Source organism: Sphingomonas yunnanensis (assembly GCF_019898765.1).
GTDB lineage: Bacteria > Pseudomonadota > Alphaproteobacteria > Sphingomonadales > Sphingomonadaceae > Sphingomonas > Sphingomonas yunnanensis.
This window is the reverse complement of record NZ_JAIOKB010000003.1, coordinates 172,330-191,943: the sequence shown is the minus strand read 5'-3', so window position 1 is coordinate 191,943 and position 19,614 is coordinate 172,330. Positions and strand designations below refer to the sequence as shown.

General features: G+C 65.6%; 16 protein-coding genes. 9 read left to right on the top strand and 7 right to left on the bottom strand.

Annotation, left to right across the window (positions count from 1 at the left end):
- The first annotated feature begins 36 nt into the window (after positions 1 to 36).
- Complete coding sequence (locus K7957_RS10635) at positions 37 to 1,080, top strand: poly(ethylene terephthalate) hydrolase family protein (RefSeq protein ID WP_246616970.1); 1,044 nt, start codon at positions 37 to 39, stop codon at positions 1,078 to 1,080.
- 728 nt (positions 1,081 to 1,808) lie between these two features.
- On the opposite strand, the gene K7957_RS10630 is transcribed toward K7957_RS10635, so the two are convergent.
- Positions 1,809 to 2,225 (bottom strand): BLUF domain-containing protein, encoded by a 417-nt coding sequence (locus tag K7957_RS10630; RefSeq protein WP_223011962.1) that lies wholly within the window; start codon positions 2,223 to 2,225, stop codon positions 1,809 to 1,811.
- Positions 2,226 to 2,470: 245 nt separating this feature from the next.
- Here K7957_RS10630 and K7957_RS10625 point away from each other — a divergent pair, with 245 nt between their 5' ends.
- Positions 2,471 to 2,878 carry a host attachment family protein gene (locus K7957_RS10625; protein WP_246616968.1) on the top strand — a complete coding sequence of 136 codons (408 nt, stop codon included), beginning with the start codon at positions 2,471 to 2,473 and terminating at the stop codon, positions 2,876 to 2,878.
- Between the two features lie 289 nt (positions 2,879 to 3,167).
- Here the strand turns inward: K7957_RS10625 and K7957_RS10620 are convergent, their stop codons facing one another.
- The 3 genes from K7957_RS10620 to K7957_RS10610 all read right to left on the bottom strand — a co-directional run bounded on the left by K7957_RS10620 (position 3,168) and on the right by K7957_RS10610 (position 6,654).
- Complete coding sequence (locus K7957_RS10620) at positions 3,168 to 3,986, bottom strand: kinase (protein ID WP_223011961.1); 819 nt, start codon at positions 3,984 to 3,986, stop codon at positions 3,168 to 3,170.
- Complete coding sequence (locus tag K7957_RS10615) at positions 3,976 to 4,947, bottom strand: 2-hydroxyacid dehydrogenase (protein WP_223012251.1); 972 nt, start codon at positions 4,945 to 4,947, stop codon at positions 3,976 to 3,978. The genes K7957_RS10620 and K7957_RS10615 overlap by 11 nt, the downstream gene beginning before the upstream one ends.
- Positions 4,948 to 5,187: 240 nt before the next feature.
- Positions 5,188 to 6,654, bottom strand: coding sequence for a deoxyribodipyrimidine photo-lyase (locus K7957_RS10610; protein ID WP_223011960.1), 1,467 nt, complete (start codon positions 6,652 to 6,654; stop codon positions 5,188 to 5,190).
- Between the two features lie 281 nt (positions 6,655 to 6,935).
- Here K7957_RS10610 and K7957_RS10605 point away from each other — a divergent pair, with 281 nt between their 5' ends.
- The 3 genes from K7957_RS10605 to K7957_RS10595 all read left to right on the top strand — a co-directional run bounded on the left by K7957_RS10605 (position 6,936) and on the right by K7957_RS10595 (position 9,731).
- Positions 6,936 to 7,424, top strand: coding sequence for a nuclear transport factor 2 family protein (locus tag K7957_RS10605; protein WP_223011959.1), 489 nt, complete (start codon positions 6,936 to 6,938; stop codon positions 7,422 to 7,424).
- 208 nt (positions 7,425 to 7,632) lie between these two features.
- Positions 7,633 to 8,808: a zinc-dependent alcohol dehydrogenase gene (locus K7957_RS10600; protein WP_223011958.1), complete on the top strand. Its 1,176-nt coding sequence runs from the start codon at positions 7,633 to 7,635 to the stop codon at positions 8,806 to 8,808.
- A 149-nt stretch (positions 8,809 to 8,957) separates the two neighbouring features.
- On the top strand, positions 8,958 to 9,731 hold the full coding sequence (locus K7957_RS10595) for an alpha/beta fold hydrolase (protein WP_223011957.1): 774 nt from the start codon (positions 8,958 to 8,960) through the stop codon (positions 9,729 to 9,731).
- Positions 9,732 to 9,857: 126 nt separating this feature from the next.
- On the opposite strand, the gene K7957_RS10590 is transcribed toward K7957_RS10595, so the two are convergent.
- The gene (locus tag K7957_RS10590; RefSeq protein WP_223011956.1) at positions 9,858 to 10,772 is read right to left on the bottom strand and encodes a LysR family transcriptional regulator; all 915 of its coding nucleotides are present in this window, start codon (positions 10,770 to 10,772) and stop codon (positions 9,858 to 9,860) included.
- Between the two features lie 88 nt (positions 10,773 to 10,860).
- Between K7957_RS10590 and K7957_RS10585 the strand changes: the two genes are divergently transcribed.
- Both K7957_RS10585 and K7957_RS10580 read left to right on the top strand, forming a co-directional pair.
- On the top strand, positions 10,861 to 11,877 hold the full coding sequence (locus K7957_RS10585; RefSeq protein ID WP_343228372.1) for an NADP-dependent oxidoreductase: 1,017 nt from the start codon (positions 10,861 to 10,863) through the stop codon (positions 11,875 to 11,877).
- 32 nt (positions 11,878 to 11,909) lie between these two features.
- The gene (locus K7957_RS10580; RefSeq protein WP_223011955.1) at positions 11,910 to 12,212 is read left to right on the top strand and encodes a putative quinol monooxygenase; all 303 of its coding nucleotides are present in this window, start codon (positions 11,910 to 11,912) and stop codon (positions 12,210 to 12,212) included.
- Between the two features lie 40 nt (positions 12,213 to 12,252).
- Here the strand turns inward: K7957_RS10580 and K7957_RS10575 are convergent, their stop codons facing one another.
- On the bottom strand, positions 12,253 to 12,870 hold the full coding sequence (locus K7957_RS10575; protein WP_223011954.1) for a hypothetical protein: 618 nt from the start codon (positions 12,868 to 12,870) through the stop codon (positions 12,253 to 12,255).
- A gap of 436 nt (positions 12,871 to 13,306) precedes the next feature.
- On the opposite strand from K7957_RS10575, the gene K7957_RS10570 reads away from it, so the two are divergent.
- A complete protein-coding gene (locus tag K7957_RS10570; protein WP_223011953.1) occupies positions 13,307 to 15,046 on the top strand; it encodes a DUF885 domain-containing protein in 1,740 nt (579 codons plus the stop codon).
- A 41-nt stretch (positions 15,047 to 15,087) separates the two neighbouring features.
- On the top strand, positions 15,088 to 16,635 hold the full coding sequence (locus tag K7957_RS10565; protein ID WP_223011952.1) for a S10 family peptidase: 1,548 nt from the start codon (positions 15,088 to 15,090) through the stop codon (positions 16,633 to 16,635).
- Positions 16,636 to 17,020: 385 nt separating this feature from the next.
- On the opposite strand, the gene K7957_RS10560 is transcribed toward K7957_RS10565, so the two are convergent.
- The gene (locus K7957_RS10560; RefSeq protein WP_223011951.1) at positions 17,021 to 19,426 is read right to left on the bottom strand and encodes a GH92 family glycosyl hydrolase; all 2,406 of its coding nucleotides are present in this window, start codon (positions 19,424 to 19,426) and stop codon (positions 17,021 to 17,023) included.
- Between the last annotated feature and the right edge of the window lie 188 nt (positions 19,427 to 19,614).

Below are 19,614 nucleotides of genomic sequence, written 5' to 3'. Positions count from 1 at the left end.
CGGTACTCGCGGATCAAGACACGACGGAGCGCCAGGATGATCAAACTCAGACGCTTGCATAAGAAGGATGCTGCATCGCCGACGCAGCGCAGGGTCCAGCGCCTGATCGACGCGATGCTCGGCAGCATCCTGGTTGGATGCTCGACTGTCAGCATGGCGCAGGGGCTGCCGCAATCGTCGGCCATCGCCGTGGCTAACGAGCGGCTCCGCATCGATGAAGCCAGAGCGCGATCCCTGCCCTACACGCCGGGGAGCGGCCCCTTCCCCTCCGTCATGGAACAGGCACCCTCCCTGCCTGATCACGTGATCTACCGGCCCGCCGACCTGTCACGGCTCGGCGTGCACAAGCTGCCGATACTCGTCTGGGGGAACGGCGGTTGCCGGAGCGATGGAGCAGGCCAGCGCCTGCATCTCGCCGAGCTTGCGAGCCACGGCTATCTCGTGATCGCCAATGGTACGATTGGGTCCGGGCCTGGCGTCCTCCCTCAGCCCAACCCGGCGCGGGCGGAGACGAATGCCTCGCCCGCCTCGCCGACCCGCGCAGCGCAGCTGACCGAGGCAATCAGTTGGGCGATCGACCAGAACGACACTCCGGGCAATCCGCTGCACCACAAGCTTGACCCGCGAGCGGTCGGCGTGTCGGGGTGGAGCTGCGGTGGCGTTCAGGCGCTCTCCGTCGCCACGTCCGACCCTCGCATCAAGGCGGTCGTCATACACGACAGCGGCTTGTTCACAGGTCGGGCGCCAGGGCGGGAGATGGATGTACCAAAAGCCGCGTTGTCGCGGCTACATACGCCTATCCTGTACGTCCTGGGTGGGCCAACAGACATCGCTTACGCCAACGGTATGGATGACTACGCGCGTATCAATCGCGTCCCAGCCGCCGTCGTTAATCTGCAGAACGCAGGCCATGGAGGTACCTTCTTTAAGCCTAACGGCGGAAAAGCAGCGCAGATTGCAACAGCCTGGTTCGACTGGCAGCTAAAGAAAGATGGCGTCGCGAAACGCATGTTCGTCGGCGCAGGCTGCGAGCTGTGCCGCGATCCTGCTGTGACGTTGCAAAGAAAGCTACTCAAGTGACTCTGCTGAGGTGGATGAACTGACACACGCACTCGCTCGCCCTCATAGTCATATGGCCAGAGAGCCCCGTAGCGGTGACACAAGGTGCAGTTGCAGGCAGTGATCGACCCTGGATTTTCCTCAAGCGTCCAGCTGACGCCCCGCAGTGGCATGCCCCCGAGAGCATTATGGCACCCCCTCAAGCAAAAATTGCGCTTATTTAACGCATCGCAGGACGATGTTCGCGACGGAACTAACGCGCCCCCGCCCCCCGCTCATGCCAAGACCCAAACCCAGCCGTTCAGAAGAAGCTAGCGGTCGCCAACATCTGGTCATTCGTTCAGCTTCGAGCGTCCTCACCGCTTCGTTGTCGGCGTTGCCCCTGCAGATGCGGACTGCGCCGGTCGCAAGGTGGATTGAGCCATTCTTGCAGACTCTCGGACGAGCATAGACCATATTGCATGTGCCGCGTTTGATCGCAGGAGATCCTCCCGGTCGGCTTGACCTCTCAGCTACGCGTACCTACCGCCGCGGCGTTATCGACGAGCTTTGACCGACGGGATGCACGCTATCCAGCTTAGCCAGAAGGTCGTCGAACGCGGCGTCGTTCGGCAGCGGAAACATCCGCTTGAACCCTTTCCCTAAGAGGGCCACGTCGTCCTGGGTCAGCAATGCAACCGCTACGATCCGCTCAGATGTCACACCGATCTCCCGTCGGCGTACCAACCGCCGGACGCGGGTTCAGTGCCTTAGCCGACCTCTTGATCCGAGCCGCAAGTGTCTCGAAAAAAGTAGTGGTGCAGATCGGGAGAGAACCGCTCGAGCCGGCGACGCAGGCGCCAGATGGCTTCCTCCGACGGGGCCTCGGGATCGCTCAATTCCATGCTCCAGTAGGCGAAATCTCGCTCCGCGACCTCACGATCGCTGATCACTGTGAGGCTGTGATGCCGCGGGTCAGCCATAACCCTGGCGAACGTGGCAGCAACGCTCGTCGCCGGGCCTTCGAGCACCTGGAGAAACGAGCGGCCATCGAAGAACATCACGCCGGTGATGCCATCCATGCCGTTGTTCCGCTTCGCCGTGGCGATGATCTGGTCGATGTCCACGTCCAGGCCGGCTGCAGCCTGGCTATGGTAGAAAACCTGGCGGAGAGGATCATTCTGCACGAGGGTGCTGATAGCCTCTGGGTTCCTGAGCGGCAAGCTGCGCGCATCTCCTGGTCCATGGTAGCTTAGCTAAAACGGGACCGCTCAGAATGAGGCTGGCATCCCGCCGAGGAAGGCGATGGAGGATTCGGCTGAGTAGGACGGCAGATCGTGGTGAGCTGACGCCGAATCCGATCGGTATCCGAGATGAACCGTCCAGGCGGAAGGGAGTTACCCCATGTCTGCGAACAACCATTGGAAACATCATGGTAGACCTGAAAAAGGGCGCGCTCGTTGCGGTTGTCGACGGTGAGCACCTTCGGCTTTTCTCGAACACTGGTGATGCGGGATCACTGAAGCTCAGCGAGCGGCCGGCCGGCGACGTATCAACTGAAAACAAGGGGTCGGGCGGACGGCACGCGAGCAGTTCCGCCAACCCGTCGGACAGCCAGCAGGATGAGGACGCCTTCGCTGCTGGCGCCGCCGAGCTCCTCAATCATAAGGTGATGAGTGGCTCGGTCGATGAGCTGGTCGTGATCGCCGCACCGCGCACTCTAGGCGAACTGCGCAAGCACTATCACGCGACGTTGAGCGCCAAGCTGGTCGCGGAAGTCTCGAAGGACCTCGCGGGTCGCCCCGTGGCCGACATCGAGAAAACGGTCGATTCAGCCTGACCATCCATAAGGGTGAGAAAGCCTGTGCCACCGGCTTGCCGCAGCGATGCGGCAGGCCTTTATGGAGCATGGCACGTCACTGACGGACGCCTGCGCTGACCATCAGATTCTGCAGAAAGCCTGAGCGGCTCAGGTCGAGAACGTGTGGTTGTAACCCCGCCAATCGTGCCGCGGGACCCAGGAGCGGTCACTCGGAACCGCTTGCCCGCGGTCTATCGTCGTAAGTTCGTTCATCTTGATATCTGAGCGTGGAGCGTAGACCGAAGTTGCAGACATGGCTGCCGCCGTCTCACTCGCCAGACGGCGCCGCCGCGTTCGTGGTTGCGACCTCGCGCTCCTCTGTCAGGCGCAGGCACAGATCGGCGCGCCGCGGCATCTCCCACCAGATATGGCGTGTGAGCCGCTCGTAGTGACGGACGAAGCGTGCCACCGCGACGTCGTCCATCACGCCGGGGCCGTCGCCGCCGCGCGCGCTGCGCAGCGCCTCCTCCTGCTGGATGCGCCAGCGCCGCACAGTCGACCAGTCCGGCGGTATCATCAGCGCGAGTAGGCCGATGGTCTCGAACAGCGCGGGATAGTCGGTTGCGAGTGCGACGTTGGCGTAGCGCCGCCAAGTCCCGCTGCTGTCTTCCTCCGCCTCCAGTCGGTTCACGGGCGCGATCAGGCTCTCTTCCGCCTGCGGGCGTGCCCCGACGCACCAGCCCTCGAACACGATCAACGCGGTGCGCTCGGGAGCGGCCGGCCAGCGGCTGCGGGACACGCGATCGTCGGTTGCCTTGTCGAACCGTGGCAGCGGCGCGGGCTCCCCGCGCATGATGGCGGCGAGCGTCGCGACGCCGAGCGCCACGTCATGCGTGCCCGGCACGCCGCGCGTTGCGAGCAGCGGGTGGACCTCGCGCGCCAGCCGCTGACGCTCGGCGCGGGTGAGATACAGGTCGTCGAGCGACAGGATCGCGCTCCGGTCGAAGCGCTGCGCCAGCCGCGCGGCGACGGTCGACTTGCCACTGCCCTGCGCGCCGCACAGACCCAGGACCAGCGGCGGATCGCCGGGGGCGCGATCGGCCAGCCGGTCGGCGACGAGTTCGGCGATCGCCGCCTCAGGCGACACGATCGCCGGGCTCCTCACCGCGCCAGAAGGCCGCGAGGTTATCGGCGACGCGCAGTCCCATCGCGGTGCGTGCCTCGATCGTCGCGCTGCCCAGGTGCGGCAGCAGCACCGCGCGCGGATGCGCCAACAGCGCGGGGTGGACGATCGGCTCGTGCTCGTAGACGTCGAGCCCGACCCCGCCGATCCGCCCCTCGCCCAGCGCGTCGGCGAGCGCGGCCTCGTCGATCACCGAGCCACGCGCGGTGTTCACGACGATGGCTTGCGGCCGCATTCGTGCGAGCAGCGCGGCGTCGACTAGATGGTGAGTCCCCTCCCCGCCCGGTACGTGCAGCGACAATACGTCGCACTCGGCGGCCAGCGCCGCAGGTGACCCGGCGCGGGTCGCCTCCGACGCGGACTCCACCTCGGGCGCGGCGGCCGAGCGACTGGCATAACGGATCCGCATCCCCAGCCCTCGCGCCTTGACCGCCGTCGCCTGCGCGATCCGGCCGAAGCCGATCAGACCGAGCGTCTTGCCCGAGAGCCCCTGGCCGATCAGGTGCGAGGGTCGCCAGCCGGTCCACGCCCCGGCACGCAGCTCGCGCTCGCCCTCGCCGGCGCGGCGCGCCGCCATCAGCATCAGCAGGATCGCTATCTCGGCAGTCGCCTCGGTCAGCACGTCGGGCGTGTTCGTGACCACCACCCCCGCGTCCCGCGCCGTCGCCAGATCGATGTGGTCAAGCCCCGCTCCGTAGTTGGCGAGGATCCGGACCCGTCGGCCCGGCGTCCCCAGCAGGGCGCCGTCGATCCGGTCGGTGATCGTGGGGATCAGCGCATCGTAGCCGGTCATCGCCGCCGCGAACGCGGCACGGTCGAGCGGGCGGTCGTCGGCGCTGAACGTGGTGTCCCACGTCTCCTCGAGGCGGCGCTCCACCGGCTCGGGCAGGCGGCGGGTGACGAGAAGCTTCGGCCGGTCGGTCATGGTCAGCGGTGTTCCAGCGGCAGTGAGGATGTCGGCGGATAGCGGGGTCAACCGGTCCACGGCCGCTCGGTTGTTCACAGCTTGCCCGGACAATCAAGGCCTGTACAAGACAACCGATATCCCTTCCGACCTTGGGCTGAGACGCGAAAGTGGTCATCCCGGGCGCGCTTCTCACCTCCCCTTTTCCGGTCGGTCGTTCATCTCGGCAGCCGTCTTGCCCGACTATGATTGCATGACTGCTCAGACCGTCGGCTGGCCGGTGAGATAAGGGTCGACAGGCAGCTCTTCTATCGCCAGCAGCGGCGCCGGCCGAGATGCCGCCGCTGCGAGCCACGCGTCACCTCCCTCCCTCTTCCGCGTGGAACCGTCGCCGCGCGTGGCCACACGCCCGTAGACAGGTCTCTCGCGGTCGGATGGCGATCCGGCGAACATGGCGGCGATGTTGCCGTAGGTGCTGGGATCACGACCGTCGAGGCTGAGCCGATCGTTGAGGTAGCAGGCGGTGGCCCAGGCGGCCTCTGGGCTGGCCGTCATCGCGATGATCCGCTTGGCCCAGTACATGCGCAGGTTGTTGTGCATCCAGCCATCGATGAGGAACTGCCGCTGACACGCGTTCCATGTCTCATCGCTCGTCTCGCCCACCAACATCGCAGTGAGCGTCTCCATCTCGGGGCGAGGATCGACGGCGTGGTCGGCGAGCGTGCGGTGAGCCCAGTCAGCGACGCGGTCGTACCGTTCCGGCGCCGCCAGCTGCCTGGCCTGATGGTGGAACCATTCACGCCAGCCGAGCAGCTCGTCTGCGAACTTCCGCTTATGCTGACCGCCCGCCGGGGCGGCGTTCACCGCCGCCATGATCTCGCGTGGGCCAAGTACACCGAAGTGCAGGTAGGGCGAGAGGCCGCTGGCGCCCTCGCTTCGTGTGGCATCGTTCCGGGATGCGGCGTAGGCCGGCAGGACCTCGGTCACCAAGCGGGCGAGGCGCGCGCTCGCGGCGACACGGCCCGGCGGATGCATCGCGCTGACCGGTAGGGAATGGTCGATGTCGAGGCCCGCGACCAGATCGTCGAGGTCGAACTCCTCCAGCGGGTCGGGCTCGAACGGCACGTCACCCGTGTAAGGCGCCACGTCGGATCGCTCGTCATTCCACGTCGACCAGGCAGCGCGCTCCGGCTCGTGCCGTCGTAGGAAACCGGATCGACCGCGAACATCGTCGCCGATCAATGCCGGCGGCACCAGGCACGCGGCGTTGACGGCGAATACCGCCACCTCAGCCCGCGCGGCGACGCGCTCCGCCTGCCATCGCGCGACAAAGGTCGGCTGATCCTCCAGCACCACCGCCGCAGCTTCCGCGGCGAGGCGATACACCAGCCCCTTCTCTCGTCGTTCGGCGCGGTCGACGTGCTGCACGCACGAGAGCCCTCGCTCGCGACAACCGGCGGCGAGATCGACGCTCGCCCCCAGGATGAAGCGGTGCAGCCGATCGGACGCGTAAGGGTAATCCTCCCGCACGCCGTGGTAGACCAGCACGGGCAGCCCTAGCGCATTGCCCAGACGGACCGCTGCGTCGACGACTGGATTGTCTCGGGCACGCAGTGCCTGCTGCAGCCAGCAAAGGACGTAGCGGCCACCTGGCGCCACAGGGCGATCGGCGAGCAGGCGCACTCGCGGCGCCTCGTTCCACGCTTCGGTGAGGACCCCGGTGGTCACTGAACGTTCTCCTTGCTTCAGCGCCAACGCCGCAGACGCGAAAGATGCTCAACCCTCGCGCCAACGAGCAGACTCTCTCTGACCGATCTCGCAACGGTGACCCGGCCGTCTGGCATGCACAGCACGCGGAACGACCTCACCTCACTGGATGGGTGAGGCCGCGAACTCCGATGCCGCGGGCTGCCTGTCGACGCACAAGTTCAGCTACCCCTTGACTGCGGGGAGCCTTTGAGCCGCGTCACAGCTGTGTTACTAGGGCAATACACAAAGGGAGCTACGCCGTGTCCGTACTGCATGCCCTCGCGCAAGCCGCTGCCGCAGCCGCAGTCGTCGTGCCGCCGACCGGCCCCGCGCTTACTGCCGAGATCAGGACGCGCGACGCTGCCTTTTTCGCCGCATTCTTCGAGCGCTGCGATCGTCGGGTCGTGGCCGCCTATCTCACGCCCGACTTCGAGATGTACCACGACAAAGGTGGCAAGCTGGCCGGAGGAGCAGCGGTGTTCCTGGACGATTACATGAAATCCTGTACCGCAGCTGCCAAGCCAGATGGCTGGCGTCATCGGCGTGAGCTGGTTGAATCCTCCCTGCGCGTCGAGGCCGTGCCAGGCTTCGGCGCCATCGAGGAAGGCGACCACGACTTCTACGAAGGCAAGGGGGATGGCCCAAAGCGGAAGGTCGGAACGGCACATTTCGTCCAGCTATGGCGGCGCGCGCAAGACGGCTGGCGACTGGCGCGCGTCTTCAGCTACTCGCACCGGGAAACGTCTTGACTGCTGGCGTCGCTGAGGAGGGGGTAGGGGCCCTCCCCTTCCGTGCTGACGCAGTTGCGGACGTTCGAGTGTCGTTTACTCCTGCTTAAAGCCGGAAGTCCGTTCACATAAATTAATAGGTGCGAGCCCGTTCCGTGCGACGAGACGTTGAAGTGGTTCAGTCGCTTTTCCGATCCTGGCAGAGCTCCTGCTCACACGGAGAAGAAACATGCGCGCACTTTGCTGGCACGGTAAGGGAGACGTCCGCGTCGACACCGTCGCGGATCCCGAGATCAAGCACCCGCGCGACGCGATCATCAAGGTCACCGCCTGCGCGATCTGCGGCTCGGACCTACACCTGCTCGACGGCTACCAGCCCACGATGGAAGCAGGCGACATCCTCGGTCACGAGAACATGGGCGAGGTCGTGGCGCTCGGCTCCGAGGTCACTAATCTGAAGATCGGCGACCGTGTGGTGGTGCCGTTCACGATCAGCTGCGGCGACTGCTGGTTCTGCCGCAAGGGCCTGTTCGCGGCATGCGACCGGACCAACCCGAATGCCGAGATGGCCGCCAAGGCGATGGGGCACTCGCCCGCCGGCCTGTTCGGCTTCAGCCACATGCTGGGCGGCTATTGCGGCGGTCAGGCCGAGTATCTCCGCGTGCCGATGGCGGACATCGGGCCCATCAAGATCCCCGACAGCGTCACCGACGATCAGGCGCTGTTCCTGTCGGACATCTTCCCGACCGGCTACATGGCCGCCGAGAACGCGCAGATCGAACCGGGTGATACGGTCGCGATCTGGGGCTGCGGACCGGTCGGCCAGTTCGCCATCCGCTCCGCGCTGATGATGGGTGCGGGCCGCGTGATCGCGATCGACGAGGTGCCCGAGCGGCTCGTGATGGCGGAAACCGGCGGTGCCGAGACGATCAACTTTGCCGAGACGGACGTGTTTGACGAACTTCAGGCCCGTACCAAGGGACGTGGCCCCGACAGCTGCATCGACGCCGTCGGCTGCGAGGCCGCCGGCCATGGTGCGGCCGACGCCGTTATGGACAAGGTGAAGGCGAGCATGATGCTTGCCACCGATCGTGTCCATGTGTTGCGCCAGGCGATCATGAGCTGCCGCAAGGGCGGCACGGTGTCGGTACCCGGTGTCTATGTCGGCATGGGCGACAAGCTGCCGATCGGCGCGGCGATGAACAAGGGACTGACGATCAAGCTCGGCCAGACCCATGTGCAGCGCTACACCAAGCCGCTGCTGGAGAAGATCGTGGCCGGGGAGATCGACCCCAGCTTCGTCATCACGCACCCTGCCAGCCTTGAGGACGCGCCGGACATGTACGCCAGGTTCCGCGACAAGGAGGACGGCGTCATCAAGGTGGTCATGCGCCCGCACGGCTAAGCTGCGCATCCCTCATCGTCGTGGCGGCGTGCGATCCCTTTATGAGGATCGAGCGCCGCGACGACCGGCGCACGGCAGCTCGCAGATCAACTGGTGCCATGCACGCACAGTGCTCGTTGAGCCGCCTCAGATAATCGAAATGGAACGAGATGCACGAGATCAACCGTGGCTCCGGCCGCAAGCTGCTGCTTATCCACGGTCTGGGCGGAAGCTCACGATCATGGAGTCCCATTCTCGATTCTCTCGGCGCCAGTCGAGCGGTGATCGCGATCGACCTGCCCGGACATGGCGCGACACCTGCGGAGCCCGATAGTGGGACGTTCGACGGCCTGGTCGGGAGCGTACAGCGCTATATCGTGGAACACGAGCTGACCGGGATCGACGTCGTCGGCAGCTCGATGGGCGCGCGGATGGTGCTCGAACTTGCCAGGCGCGGCGTCGTCGGCAACGTCGTCGCCCTTGATCCAGGTGGGTTCTGGCGCGGTTGGGAGCGCACCTTCTTCAGGACCACGATCGGCTTCTCGGGCCGCTTGTTGCGGGCGATCCGGCCCGCCCTGCCGACGCTGGGCCGTAACGCGGCCTCGCGCACCGCCCTGCTCGCCCAATTGTCCGCGCATCCCTGGGCGCTTGATCCGCAGATGGTGGCGACCGAGCTGACAAGTCTCAGTACGACACCGACGTTCGATGCGCTGGTTCATGACCTTGCGACCGGCCCCGAGCAGACCGGTCCTGCTGCCGAGAGCACTGGCCGGATCGTGATCGGATGGGGCAGGCACGACAGGCTATGCCTGCCGGGTCAGGCGGCGCGCGCAAAAGCTGCGTTCCCGTCCGCAGAGCTGCACTGGTTCGAGTCCAGCGGTCATTTTCCGATGTGGGACATGCCGGAGGAGACGGTCGAGGTCATACTCAGAGCTACACAGTAAGAAGAGCGAGGAGTAACGCCGACCCATATGCGGCCGTTCAGATGCGCCTTGTCGCTCGCCACTTCCGGTCACTCGTTCATCTCGGACCAGGCGGAGTTATTACCGTTATAGCTTGGCAACCGAAGGCTAACTTCGGCGCGCGAACACTCTCTCCAGCATACCGAGCGCCGCACGCACAGCTGGGTTGACCCGACGGCTTTCTGGCCAGAGCGCAGTGATATTGTTCCGCTCCACCGAGAAGTCGGCCAGCACCGGGACCAGTTCTCCCCGCTTGACGTATGGTGCCGTGACGAACGTGGCGCCCATGCCGATGCCGGCACCGGCGGCAAGCATGGCAACGAGCGCCTCGCTGACGTCGACGGTCAGTGTTGAGGGAGGGACGACCTCGACCACCTTGCCTCCGATCCGAAACGGCCAGCGCAGCGGCTGTCCCGTGCTCTGATAGCGCAGCGTGACCGTATCATGATCGGCCAGGTCATCTGGGTGCGTCGGGATCCCGCGATGGGCGAGATAGGCCGGAGATGCGAAGCAGCAGAGCTGCACCGGCGCCAGCTTGCGCGACAAGAGTTGGGTATCGGCGAGGTCGCCGATGCGGACGGCGATATCGATCCCCTCCTCGACGATATTCACCAAGCGGTCGCTCAGCCGCAGATCGATTGACAGCCGGGGATATTGGCGGCGGAACGCAGGGAGCGCCGGCGCGATCACGTGTACTCCGATCGGCAGCGACGTGGCGATCCGCAAGCTGCCCGATGGCTCAGACCGCGTCGACGCCGCGACCTGCCCGATCTCCTCCGCGTCGCGCAGCAGCTGGACCGCCCGCTCGTGGAGCTCGCGGCCTTCTGCGGTCAGCGTCAACGAGCGAGTTGTACGCGTGAACAGCGGAACGCCGAGCTGCTTCTCGAGCCGCTGGACGCTCTTGCTCACCGCCGAGGGTGAGATCGACAGCGACTGCGCAGCGGCGGTGTAACTGCCCAACGTTCCCGCGCGCGCGAACGCGAGGAGGCCGGTCAGCCGCTCGAGGGCCATCTGTTCCTTCATGGCATCACTGAAACGCCACTTACCACCATTATCAACCCCGCCAAGCGATCGTACCTCCTGCCGCGTGGACATGACGAAGGAGATCCCGGTGAGCGAGACGATGATGGCCGTACGGCTACACGCATTCGGCGGACCCGATGTTTTGCGCTACGAGGAGGCGGCGCGCCCGTTTATCGGACCGGGCGAGGTGCTGGTCCGGGTCCACGCGGTCGGCGTCAATCCACCCGACCTGTACCTGCGTGACGGTTACAGGACCATGCCGCCCGAGTGGCAGCCTCATCCTGCGTTCCCGATCATCATCGGCACCGATGTGTCGGGCGTCGTAATCGCGACGGCCGAGGACGTGGCGGGCTTCGCCGTTGGACACGAGGTCTTCGCGATGGTGCGGTTTCCGGAAGACCTCATGAAGGGCAGCGATGCTTATGCCCAGTACGTCAGGGTATCCGCCAAGGAACTTGCCCACAAGCCCGCGGGCATCGACCACATCCACGCGGGCGCTGCCCCCATGTCGCTGCTGACGGCATGGCAGTTCCTGATCGACCTTGGCCACGACGCGCCAAACCCCTTCCAGCCATTCCGCCACGATCCCGTGCCGCTCGCGGGCAAGACGGTGGTGGTCAATGGCGCCGGCGGTGGGGTGGGTCACCTGCTCGTCCAGCTCGCCAAATGGCAGGGCGCGCACGTCATCGCTGTCGCGTCGGGCGAGAACGCGGCGCTCATGCGCGACCTCCACGTCGACCATTTCGTCGACTACACCGAGCAGGCCGCCGAGCAGGTGGTCCACGACGCGGACCTTGTCGTCGACGCGGTGGGCGGGGCCAACATGGAGCGGTTCCTCCGTGTCCTCAAACCCGGCGGCGCGCTGTTCCTGGTCAATCCGCTTGGCTTCGCGGGACATGACGAGGCCCGCGGACGCCGCATCACCGTGTCGTCCACCCAGGTCCGCTCCAACGGGCCGCAGCTTCAAGAAGCGGGTCGCCTGCTCGACGACGGCACGGTCCGCGTCGTAGTAGACAGCCGCTTCCCTCTGGCAGAGGCGGCGCTCGCCCACACGCGTGCCGCCAGGCGTGGCATCCAGGGGAAGATCGTCCTGACTGTCGCCTGACCATCGCACCCGCAGGCCGGAGGCGTCCACCCATGCTGATCGTCACGGGCCACATGACCGTTCCTCCCGCCGATCTGCCGGGCTTTGTGGAGGAGGCCGGCCGCCTCGCGAGCGTCGCGCGGCAGCGCGACGGCAATCTATCCTACGACATTGCCGTGCTTGATGCGGCAGCCGGACGGCTGCTGGTGGCGGAGCGGTGGCGTGACAAGGCGGCACTTGCCGCGCACCTGCGGGCCAACGAGTCGGTGGCGTTCGTCTCCCGGTGGCAGGGCCGCATGCTAGGAGACGTTCGCCAGTATGACGCGGAAAACGGGAGTCCGATCGCCGCGACCTGAGGCGGCATGCTTGTGCTAAGCCGGCAGTTGGCCGGAAGGCTCAGGAGGGGAGACCCAGAACCAGCCATTCATCGCTTCTTGCTCGTTTACCCGAAAGCGGACACTGGTTCATGCTGGTGCACTGGATCGTCCGCAGGCTCATCCTCGAGCAGCCTTCGAGGACAGGTAGACGCGTGTAGACTGCCTTAAGGTCGCAAATCTCGAACTTATATTTTTTGGCAAGCGCCATTCGTGCAGTTTCGGTTATCTGGTATACGGCCTGCCTAAGTGCGCCACGATTATGATGATTGAATGCATAGCCCTCGTTTTGCCGGCGAACAAACCCAGCTCGCACGAGGTCGGAAACGGCGCGGCTGATGTTGGCTCTCCCTGATCGGCGCAACCGGTCGCGAACTTCGGCCTCAACAAGCTTCTGAGCCGCAGACGGGTCAGTCGATGCGTCGCTCCGATCTCCAAATGCCCGCCGGACCGCGACCATCATGGCCAAACGAACAGGTTCGCGGCCAGATATCGTGGTCACCGCATCGCACAGCCAATCTCGCACCGGTACGGCCTCATCATCTTGAATGACGATCGGACCGATAGAGCCGTCCTTCTCTGAAGCTCCTGCGATCAGCTCGAGAACGATGAATGCAAAACACGGACGAGCCGAAACCACTTCTATTTACTCGGCGATTGCCGTCCGATCACGCGGAAGACCGTCGCTACTGACAGTTGCAAAGAGGCCGAGCTGCTGCATGGAACATGCCAAGCACAGGTCAGCTGCGATGTGAATGTCTTGCCATCCTCTACTTGTCAATTGGGTCGCAGTGACACTTTGCCGGTGCGGCAAAGTGTCACGATGGCTCTCCCGACGGCAAACCATCCGATTTGTCCGCAGAGGAAAGAACCGTTGCCATACCGTATACCCTGAATTAGGCTTTCGTTTAGGTAGGTTAGAAGGGGAGACCGCGGAGCATGCAGGGGATCGGAACGACACTGGCCGCGGCGACAGGTAGCTTCAACATCCACACTGAGGCGCGCAGCCTCAAGGCCGCTGTCTCCTCGGGCTACGTCGCCGTCTCGTGCCGCTCAAGTCTTATGACGGAGTCTTAATGGGCCCTCTCCTGCTCTCACTCGCGCTCGTCGGCGCCTTGGCCACAGCACAGACTCCGCCCCCCGCCGATGCCGTGCTCCGCACGCTCTACGAGGAGGAATGGACGTGGAGGCAGAAGCAGTTTGCGCGCCTGCCTGATGATGAGCCGTGGTCCGCGGCTGACGATCATTTCCCGCGCGTCAACTCCGTCGCGCAGGCGGAACGCGCGGCATATTGGAAGCGCACACTCGCGGCCCTCGATCGCATTCCGACCGACCAACTCTCGCCCGAGGAGCGGATCAACGCCGCGGTATTCCGCGCCAGCCTGGAGGCGTTTGTCGCCGACGCGCCGTTCCGCATCTGGGAAATGCCGTTCAACGCCGACAGCAACTTCTGGTCCGGCATCGCGCCGCGCACTCCCTACAGCCGCCCTGAGCAGGTGCGCCGCTATCTCGGACGGATGCGCGACCTGCCTCGCTACTTCGACGAGCAGATCGTCAACATGCGCGCCGGGCTCGCGCGCGGGTTCAGCGTGCCCCGGGTGACGCTCGCCGGCCGAGACGCCTCCATCACCGCCTACACTGTTGCCGAACCCGAGCAAAACCCCTTCTACGCACCGTTCACGAAGCTGCCCGCGGCGATCCCCGCTGGCGAGCAGGAGGCATTGCGCGGAGAGGCGAAGCGGTTGATCGTCGGCACGGTCGTCCCCGCCTACTCCAAACTGCTCACCTTCTACCGCGGTGAGTACCTGCCAAGGACGCGCACCACGCTCGCCGCCGAGACGATGCCGGACGGCCGCGCATTCTACCAAACGCAGATTCGCCAGTTCACGACGCTCTCGCTCACCGCCTCACAGATCCACGCGATCGGCCTCAAGGAGGTCGCGCGGATCACCGTCGAGATGGAGACGGCAAAGGCGGCGGCGAAGTTCGCCGGCACGCTGGAGCAGTTCAAGCAGTTCCTGCGCACCGATCCGCGTTTCTACGCGCGCACCCCGGACGAACTAATGGGCGTGTCGTCCTACGCCGCGAAGCGGATGGACGGCGAGCTCAAGAACATGTTCGGCTTTCTGCCGCGATACCGTTTCACCATCCGCCCGGTGCCGGAAGCGATCGCACCCTTCTACACCGCGGGACGAGGCGGGCTCGAGAGCTGCCTGATGAACACTCATGACCTGCCGTCGCGCCCGCTGTACCAGATACCCGCGCTGACCCTCCACGAGTGCGTTCCTGGCCATAGCTTCCAGGCGGCCGTCGCGCGCGAGGGACCCGACCGACCCGAGTTTCGCAAGCAAACCTATTTTTCGGGCTACGGCGAGGGATGGGGTCTCTACACCGAGTGGCTCGGCACCGTGGCAGGCATCTACCGCACGCCCTATGAGAATTTCGGCCGCCTCTCCTACGAGATGTGGCGCGCCTGCAGACTGGTGATCGACACCGGCATACACCACTATGGCTGGAGCCGCGACAAGGCCATCGCCTACCTCCTCGAGCACACCGCGCTTTCGCGCCACGAGGTCGAAACCGAGATCGACCGTTACATCAGCTGGCCTGGGCAGGCGCTCGCCTACAAGCTCGGCGAGATGACGATCCGCCGCAAGCGCGCGGAGGCCGAGGCGAAGCTCGGCGCGCGCTTCGACCAGCGCCCGTTTCACGACCTGATCCTGAATCTCGGCTCGGTGCCGCTCCCGGTGCTCGAGCGCGAGATTGACGACTGGATCGACGCCGGCGGCCCCGACACGCTCGCCGCGCGCAAGTGATCGCGCGCTCCTTCACCCTCTTCCCTCCGAGGTTCTCGTCCATGCGCCCTACGCTTCTCGTCGCGCTCATCGCATCCGCCTTCGTGTTTCCCGCCGCTGCACAGGAGCCTGATCCCACCGCCACTCAGTCAAAAGAGATTGAGAAGCCCGACCCCGACATCGCGGCTGCAAGCGCGAAGGAAGACGCGCAGCCTAAGAAGGGCCGAGTTACGATCGGTGGGCGCACGATCGGCTACACCGTGACACCTGGCACGCTGACCATCCGCGGCGACGCGGGCGAGCCGGTCGGCAGCATGTTCTACACCTCCTACGTTGTCGACGGCAGCAAGGCCGGAGCGCGCCGTCCCGTCACCTTCCTCTTCAACGGCGGCCCTGGCTCATCGACGATGTGGCTTCACATGGGCTCATTCGGCCCGATGCGGGTGGACACGCCCACGACCGCCACTGCCCCCAACGCGCCGTTCCGTATCGTCGCGAATCATCAATCCATCCTCGACAAGACCGACCTCGTCTTCATCGACGCGATGGCCACAGGCCTGTCGCGCCCGCTCGGCAAGGCCAAGGACAAGGACTTCTTCGGCGTCGACCAAGACATCGATGCGTTCGCCAAGGCGATACAGCGCTGGCTGTCGATCAACGATCGCTGGAATGCGCCAAAATTCCTCCTCGGGGAGAGTTACGGAACGCTCCGCTCGGCCGGCCTGGTCCACACGCTCCAACAGCGCGGCGTGCAAATGAACGGCGTCATCCTGCTCTCATCGATCCTCAACTACGGCATCCGCCAACCGGGCTTCGACCAGATTTACGTCACCTACCTTCCCAGCTTTGCCGCAACCGCTTGGTACCACAACCGCCTTTCCAATCGCCCCACGGCGCTCGAACCCTGGTTGACCGAGGTGCGCGAGTGGGCGCGCGGGCCGTATCTGGCCGCGCTTGCCAAGGGGGACGACATCACAGCGGAGGAACAGCGCGTGATCGCGGCGCAGCTGTCGGCTTACACCGGCCTTTCCACCGACTTCCTGGTTCGCAACGATCTGCGCATCGACCTCGCACGGTTCCGCAAGGAGCTGATGCGTGACCAGCGCCGCACCGTTGGTCGGCTTGATTCACGCTTTCTCGGGATTGACGTGGACGCGGCAGCGGAAGCGCCCGAATACGACGCCGCCGATACGGCGCTTAGCGGCGCGTACATCGGCGCGCTCAACGCTTATCTGTTCGGCACCTTGGGCTACAAGACGTCGCTCACGTACCGCCCCAATTTCTACAGCGGCATTCGCGGGAACTGGGATCAGAAGCACAAGGGTCCAGACGGGTCACAGCAGGCGCTCGCCGTCACGTCGCTCGACCTCAGCCAGGCGATGCGCCAGAATCCAAACCTGAAGGTGCTATCGCTCAACGGCTACTACGACATGGCAACGCCCTTCTACGGCGCGGAATATTCGCTCAAACACATGCAACTCGATCCTACGCTGCGCCAGAACCTAACCTTCGCCTATTACGAGTCTGGCCACATGATCTACATTCATCCGGGATCGATGACGGCATTGAAGCGCGACCTCGACAAGTTTTACGACGACGCGGCGAGCTGAGGCGAGTTTCTGCGCGAGCCGAGCTTGAGGAGGGCATCAGCCGAACGCGGGTGGGGACGCAGGAGGAGTTCAGCACGCTATACCGAGTAGAGTGGGCATAGTGTAGAAACGCCGCAACGCGCCTAGGCTGCTCGCTCGTACCCTCCCCTACCATCCGGGATGAGAGAGGCTGTCCAAGCCGCGCAGCGGCGAAGCGAAGTATGGATCGAGGCACCCGCGCGCCATCAATCCGCCAACCGTCCTCTTCGACCCGTATTGCTCCTGGCAGGCTTCGCTGAGGATAAGCGGCCGGCAATCGATCGCGGCTGCTACATCGCGCTTAGCCGGCCCCTAGCAGCGAGCTTTGGATGGCTCGCATCGGAACACGCGACAACGCGCAGCCTTATCAGCGATGGGATGCGCCCCCTACTCTCGGCCCGAACGATGGTGGCGTAGTACGAGTCGCCCAGGAGCGGTCCGGCTGACGCGCCATGGTGAAGGCGAGCGTGGCGCCGCGCGTCACCGCTTGGGCCGGCAGCCACGCGCGATCGCTGGCGCGACCGTCGATGCGCAGCGCGGAAACGTAGGGCGCGTCGGGCGCAGCGCCGGGCGCGTCGATCACCAGCCGGACGCCGCCGGGGCGCTCGATCGTCGCGCGCGGGAAGAGCGGGCTGCCGATCACCAGCTCGGCGCGGCCGGGATAGAGCGGGTATAGCCCCAGCGCCGACCAGACGTACCAGGATGACATCTGACCCAGGTCGTCGTTGCCGGAGATGCCAGCGGGCGTGTTGGTCCAAATCTGCCGCATCGCCGCGCGCACCGTCTCCTGCGTCTTCCACGGCTCGCCGGTGAACAAGTAGGTCCACGGCGAAGCGATGGACGGCTCGTTGTCGAGCTCGGCATGCAGCGGGCCGGCCTTCGTCACCGCCCAGCCGCCGTCGGCCGCGCGGAAGAAGGCGTCGAGCCGGCGCGACGCCGCGGCACGGCCGCCGAGCACGTCGATCAGACCCGCCGGGTCGAACGGCACCATCCAGAGATATTGCGCGCCGCTGCCCTCCACCATCTCCTCGTCCGAGGACGGATCGAAGCGTGGCCAGCCACCGTCGGCGCGTCGCGGCTGGAGATAGCCGCCCGCGGGTGTGGCTGCGGGGTTGTATAGGTTGCGCCACCAGCCCGAGCGCGCGCGGAACAGCTTCTCGCCGGCGCGGTCCCCGGCGTGGCGTGCCAGTTCGGCGAGCCCGAAGTCGGCCGCGGCGAGCTCGAGCGTGTCGGACACAGCGCCCCAGCCCGGCGCGCCGATGGGCATGTAGTGCAGCTTCAGCCACTGATCGAGCCCGGGCCGCTGCCCGACGCACAGCACAGGGCAGCCCCTGCGATCGAGATCCTTAGCGCTGGGGATCGTCGCGGCACTACGCAGCGAGGCATAGGCGCGCTGAATGTCGAACCAGCGCCCCCCAAAGGCGTAGATGGCGGCGAGCGACGGCGGCGACGGGTCACCGTTCATCACGCCGGTGGCGCCGGTGAGATGCGTCCAGCGGTCCCACGTCCCGCCGTTCTGCTCGGCCTGGTTGAGCAGCGACTGCGCGATGTCCGAGCCGCGCTGCGGGTCGACGAGCGTCACCAGCTGGAGCTGCGAGCGATAGACGTCCCAGCCCGAGTAGTTCGCATATTGTGCCTGCTGCCGCGGCGCGAGCGCGTGCACCGCGGCGTCGAAACCGCGGTAGCGCCCGTCGACGTCGCTGTAGAGGTTGGGCGTCATCAGCGCGTGGTACAGCGCGGTGTAGAAGACGGTGCGCTCGTCGTGCGCGCCACCCTCGACGCGGATACGACCCAACGCCTGCTCCCACGCGGCCCGACCCGCGGCCTGAACCGAGTCCACGCTGGTGCCCGTCGGGCTCTCGCGCTCCAGGTTGCGCCGAGCGCCCGCCTCGTCGACATAGGACACGCCGACACGCATCGTCACCGCGCGCGCGGCGTCAGGCGCGAAACTGATCCAGCCGCCCGCTCCACGCCCCACCGGCGGATGGCCGCGGTCGCCGTAGCCGGTGCCCCCGCCCCCGCTCACTGCGCCCGCGCTGACGCGCTCGTCGCGCCACGTTCCGCCGACGGTGAAAGGCTGGTCGAACTGCGCGACGAAGTGGAGCGTGTAGTAGCTCTCGCGTCGATCCGCCGCGAGATAGCCGCAGAAATTGCCCGACGTGACGGTGCCGCTGACCGTCCGACTGGCCGGATCGATGCGGATCGTGGAATCGCTGCTGCCTACCTCACTGTCGGAGGTGCGGAACAGCAGATTGGCGGGCTTGTCAGCGGGGAAGGCAAAGCGGCCGATCGCACTGCGCTCGGTTGCGCCGAGATCGACCGCGACGCCGTTGTCTAGTGTGACATGGTAGGCCCCGGGTGAGGCGCGTTCGGCGGCATGGTCGAGCAGGCTGGCGTAACTCAGCCCAGCCTCGACGGAGGCGGGCGAGCGCTCGACCGGGATCGTCACTGGCATGATCGGAACGTCGCCGCTCGCCCCGGCACAGCCGGTGCCTGAGACATGAGTAAGGCTGAACCCGCGCACCCCGTTGCCGCGCCATTCGTAGCCGCCGGGCGCTGCGATTGGCAGCCGCTTACCCGGCAGCGGCGTGAGCTCGGGGCTGAACGCGACCATGCCGAATGGCCGTGTCGCGCCCGGGAAAACGTTACCGCCGTTGGTGGTGCCGATGAAGGGATCAACGTCGGCAGCAGGCGTCGATGGCCTGCCCTGCTGCGCCACGGCGAGCCCGGTGAGGCTCAGGCAGGTGGCAGCTGCCAGACCATAGCGGAACATCACCATCTCCGACGCGCAATAAAGAAAGACGATATTCTTAAGTATGGGGATGGCTCGGTCAACCGTGGCTGTGTCCTTCTACCCGCTGAAACAGTGTCGAGCTCCGGAGCTTGGTCGCTTGGAAGAGAGCACGCCCCCGCGCTTCCGAGCCAGCGCCGAAGCGTGGACCCATAGCGATCACTCAGGAG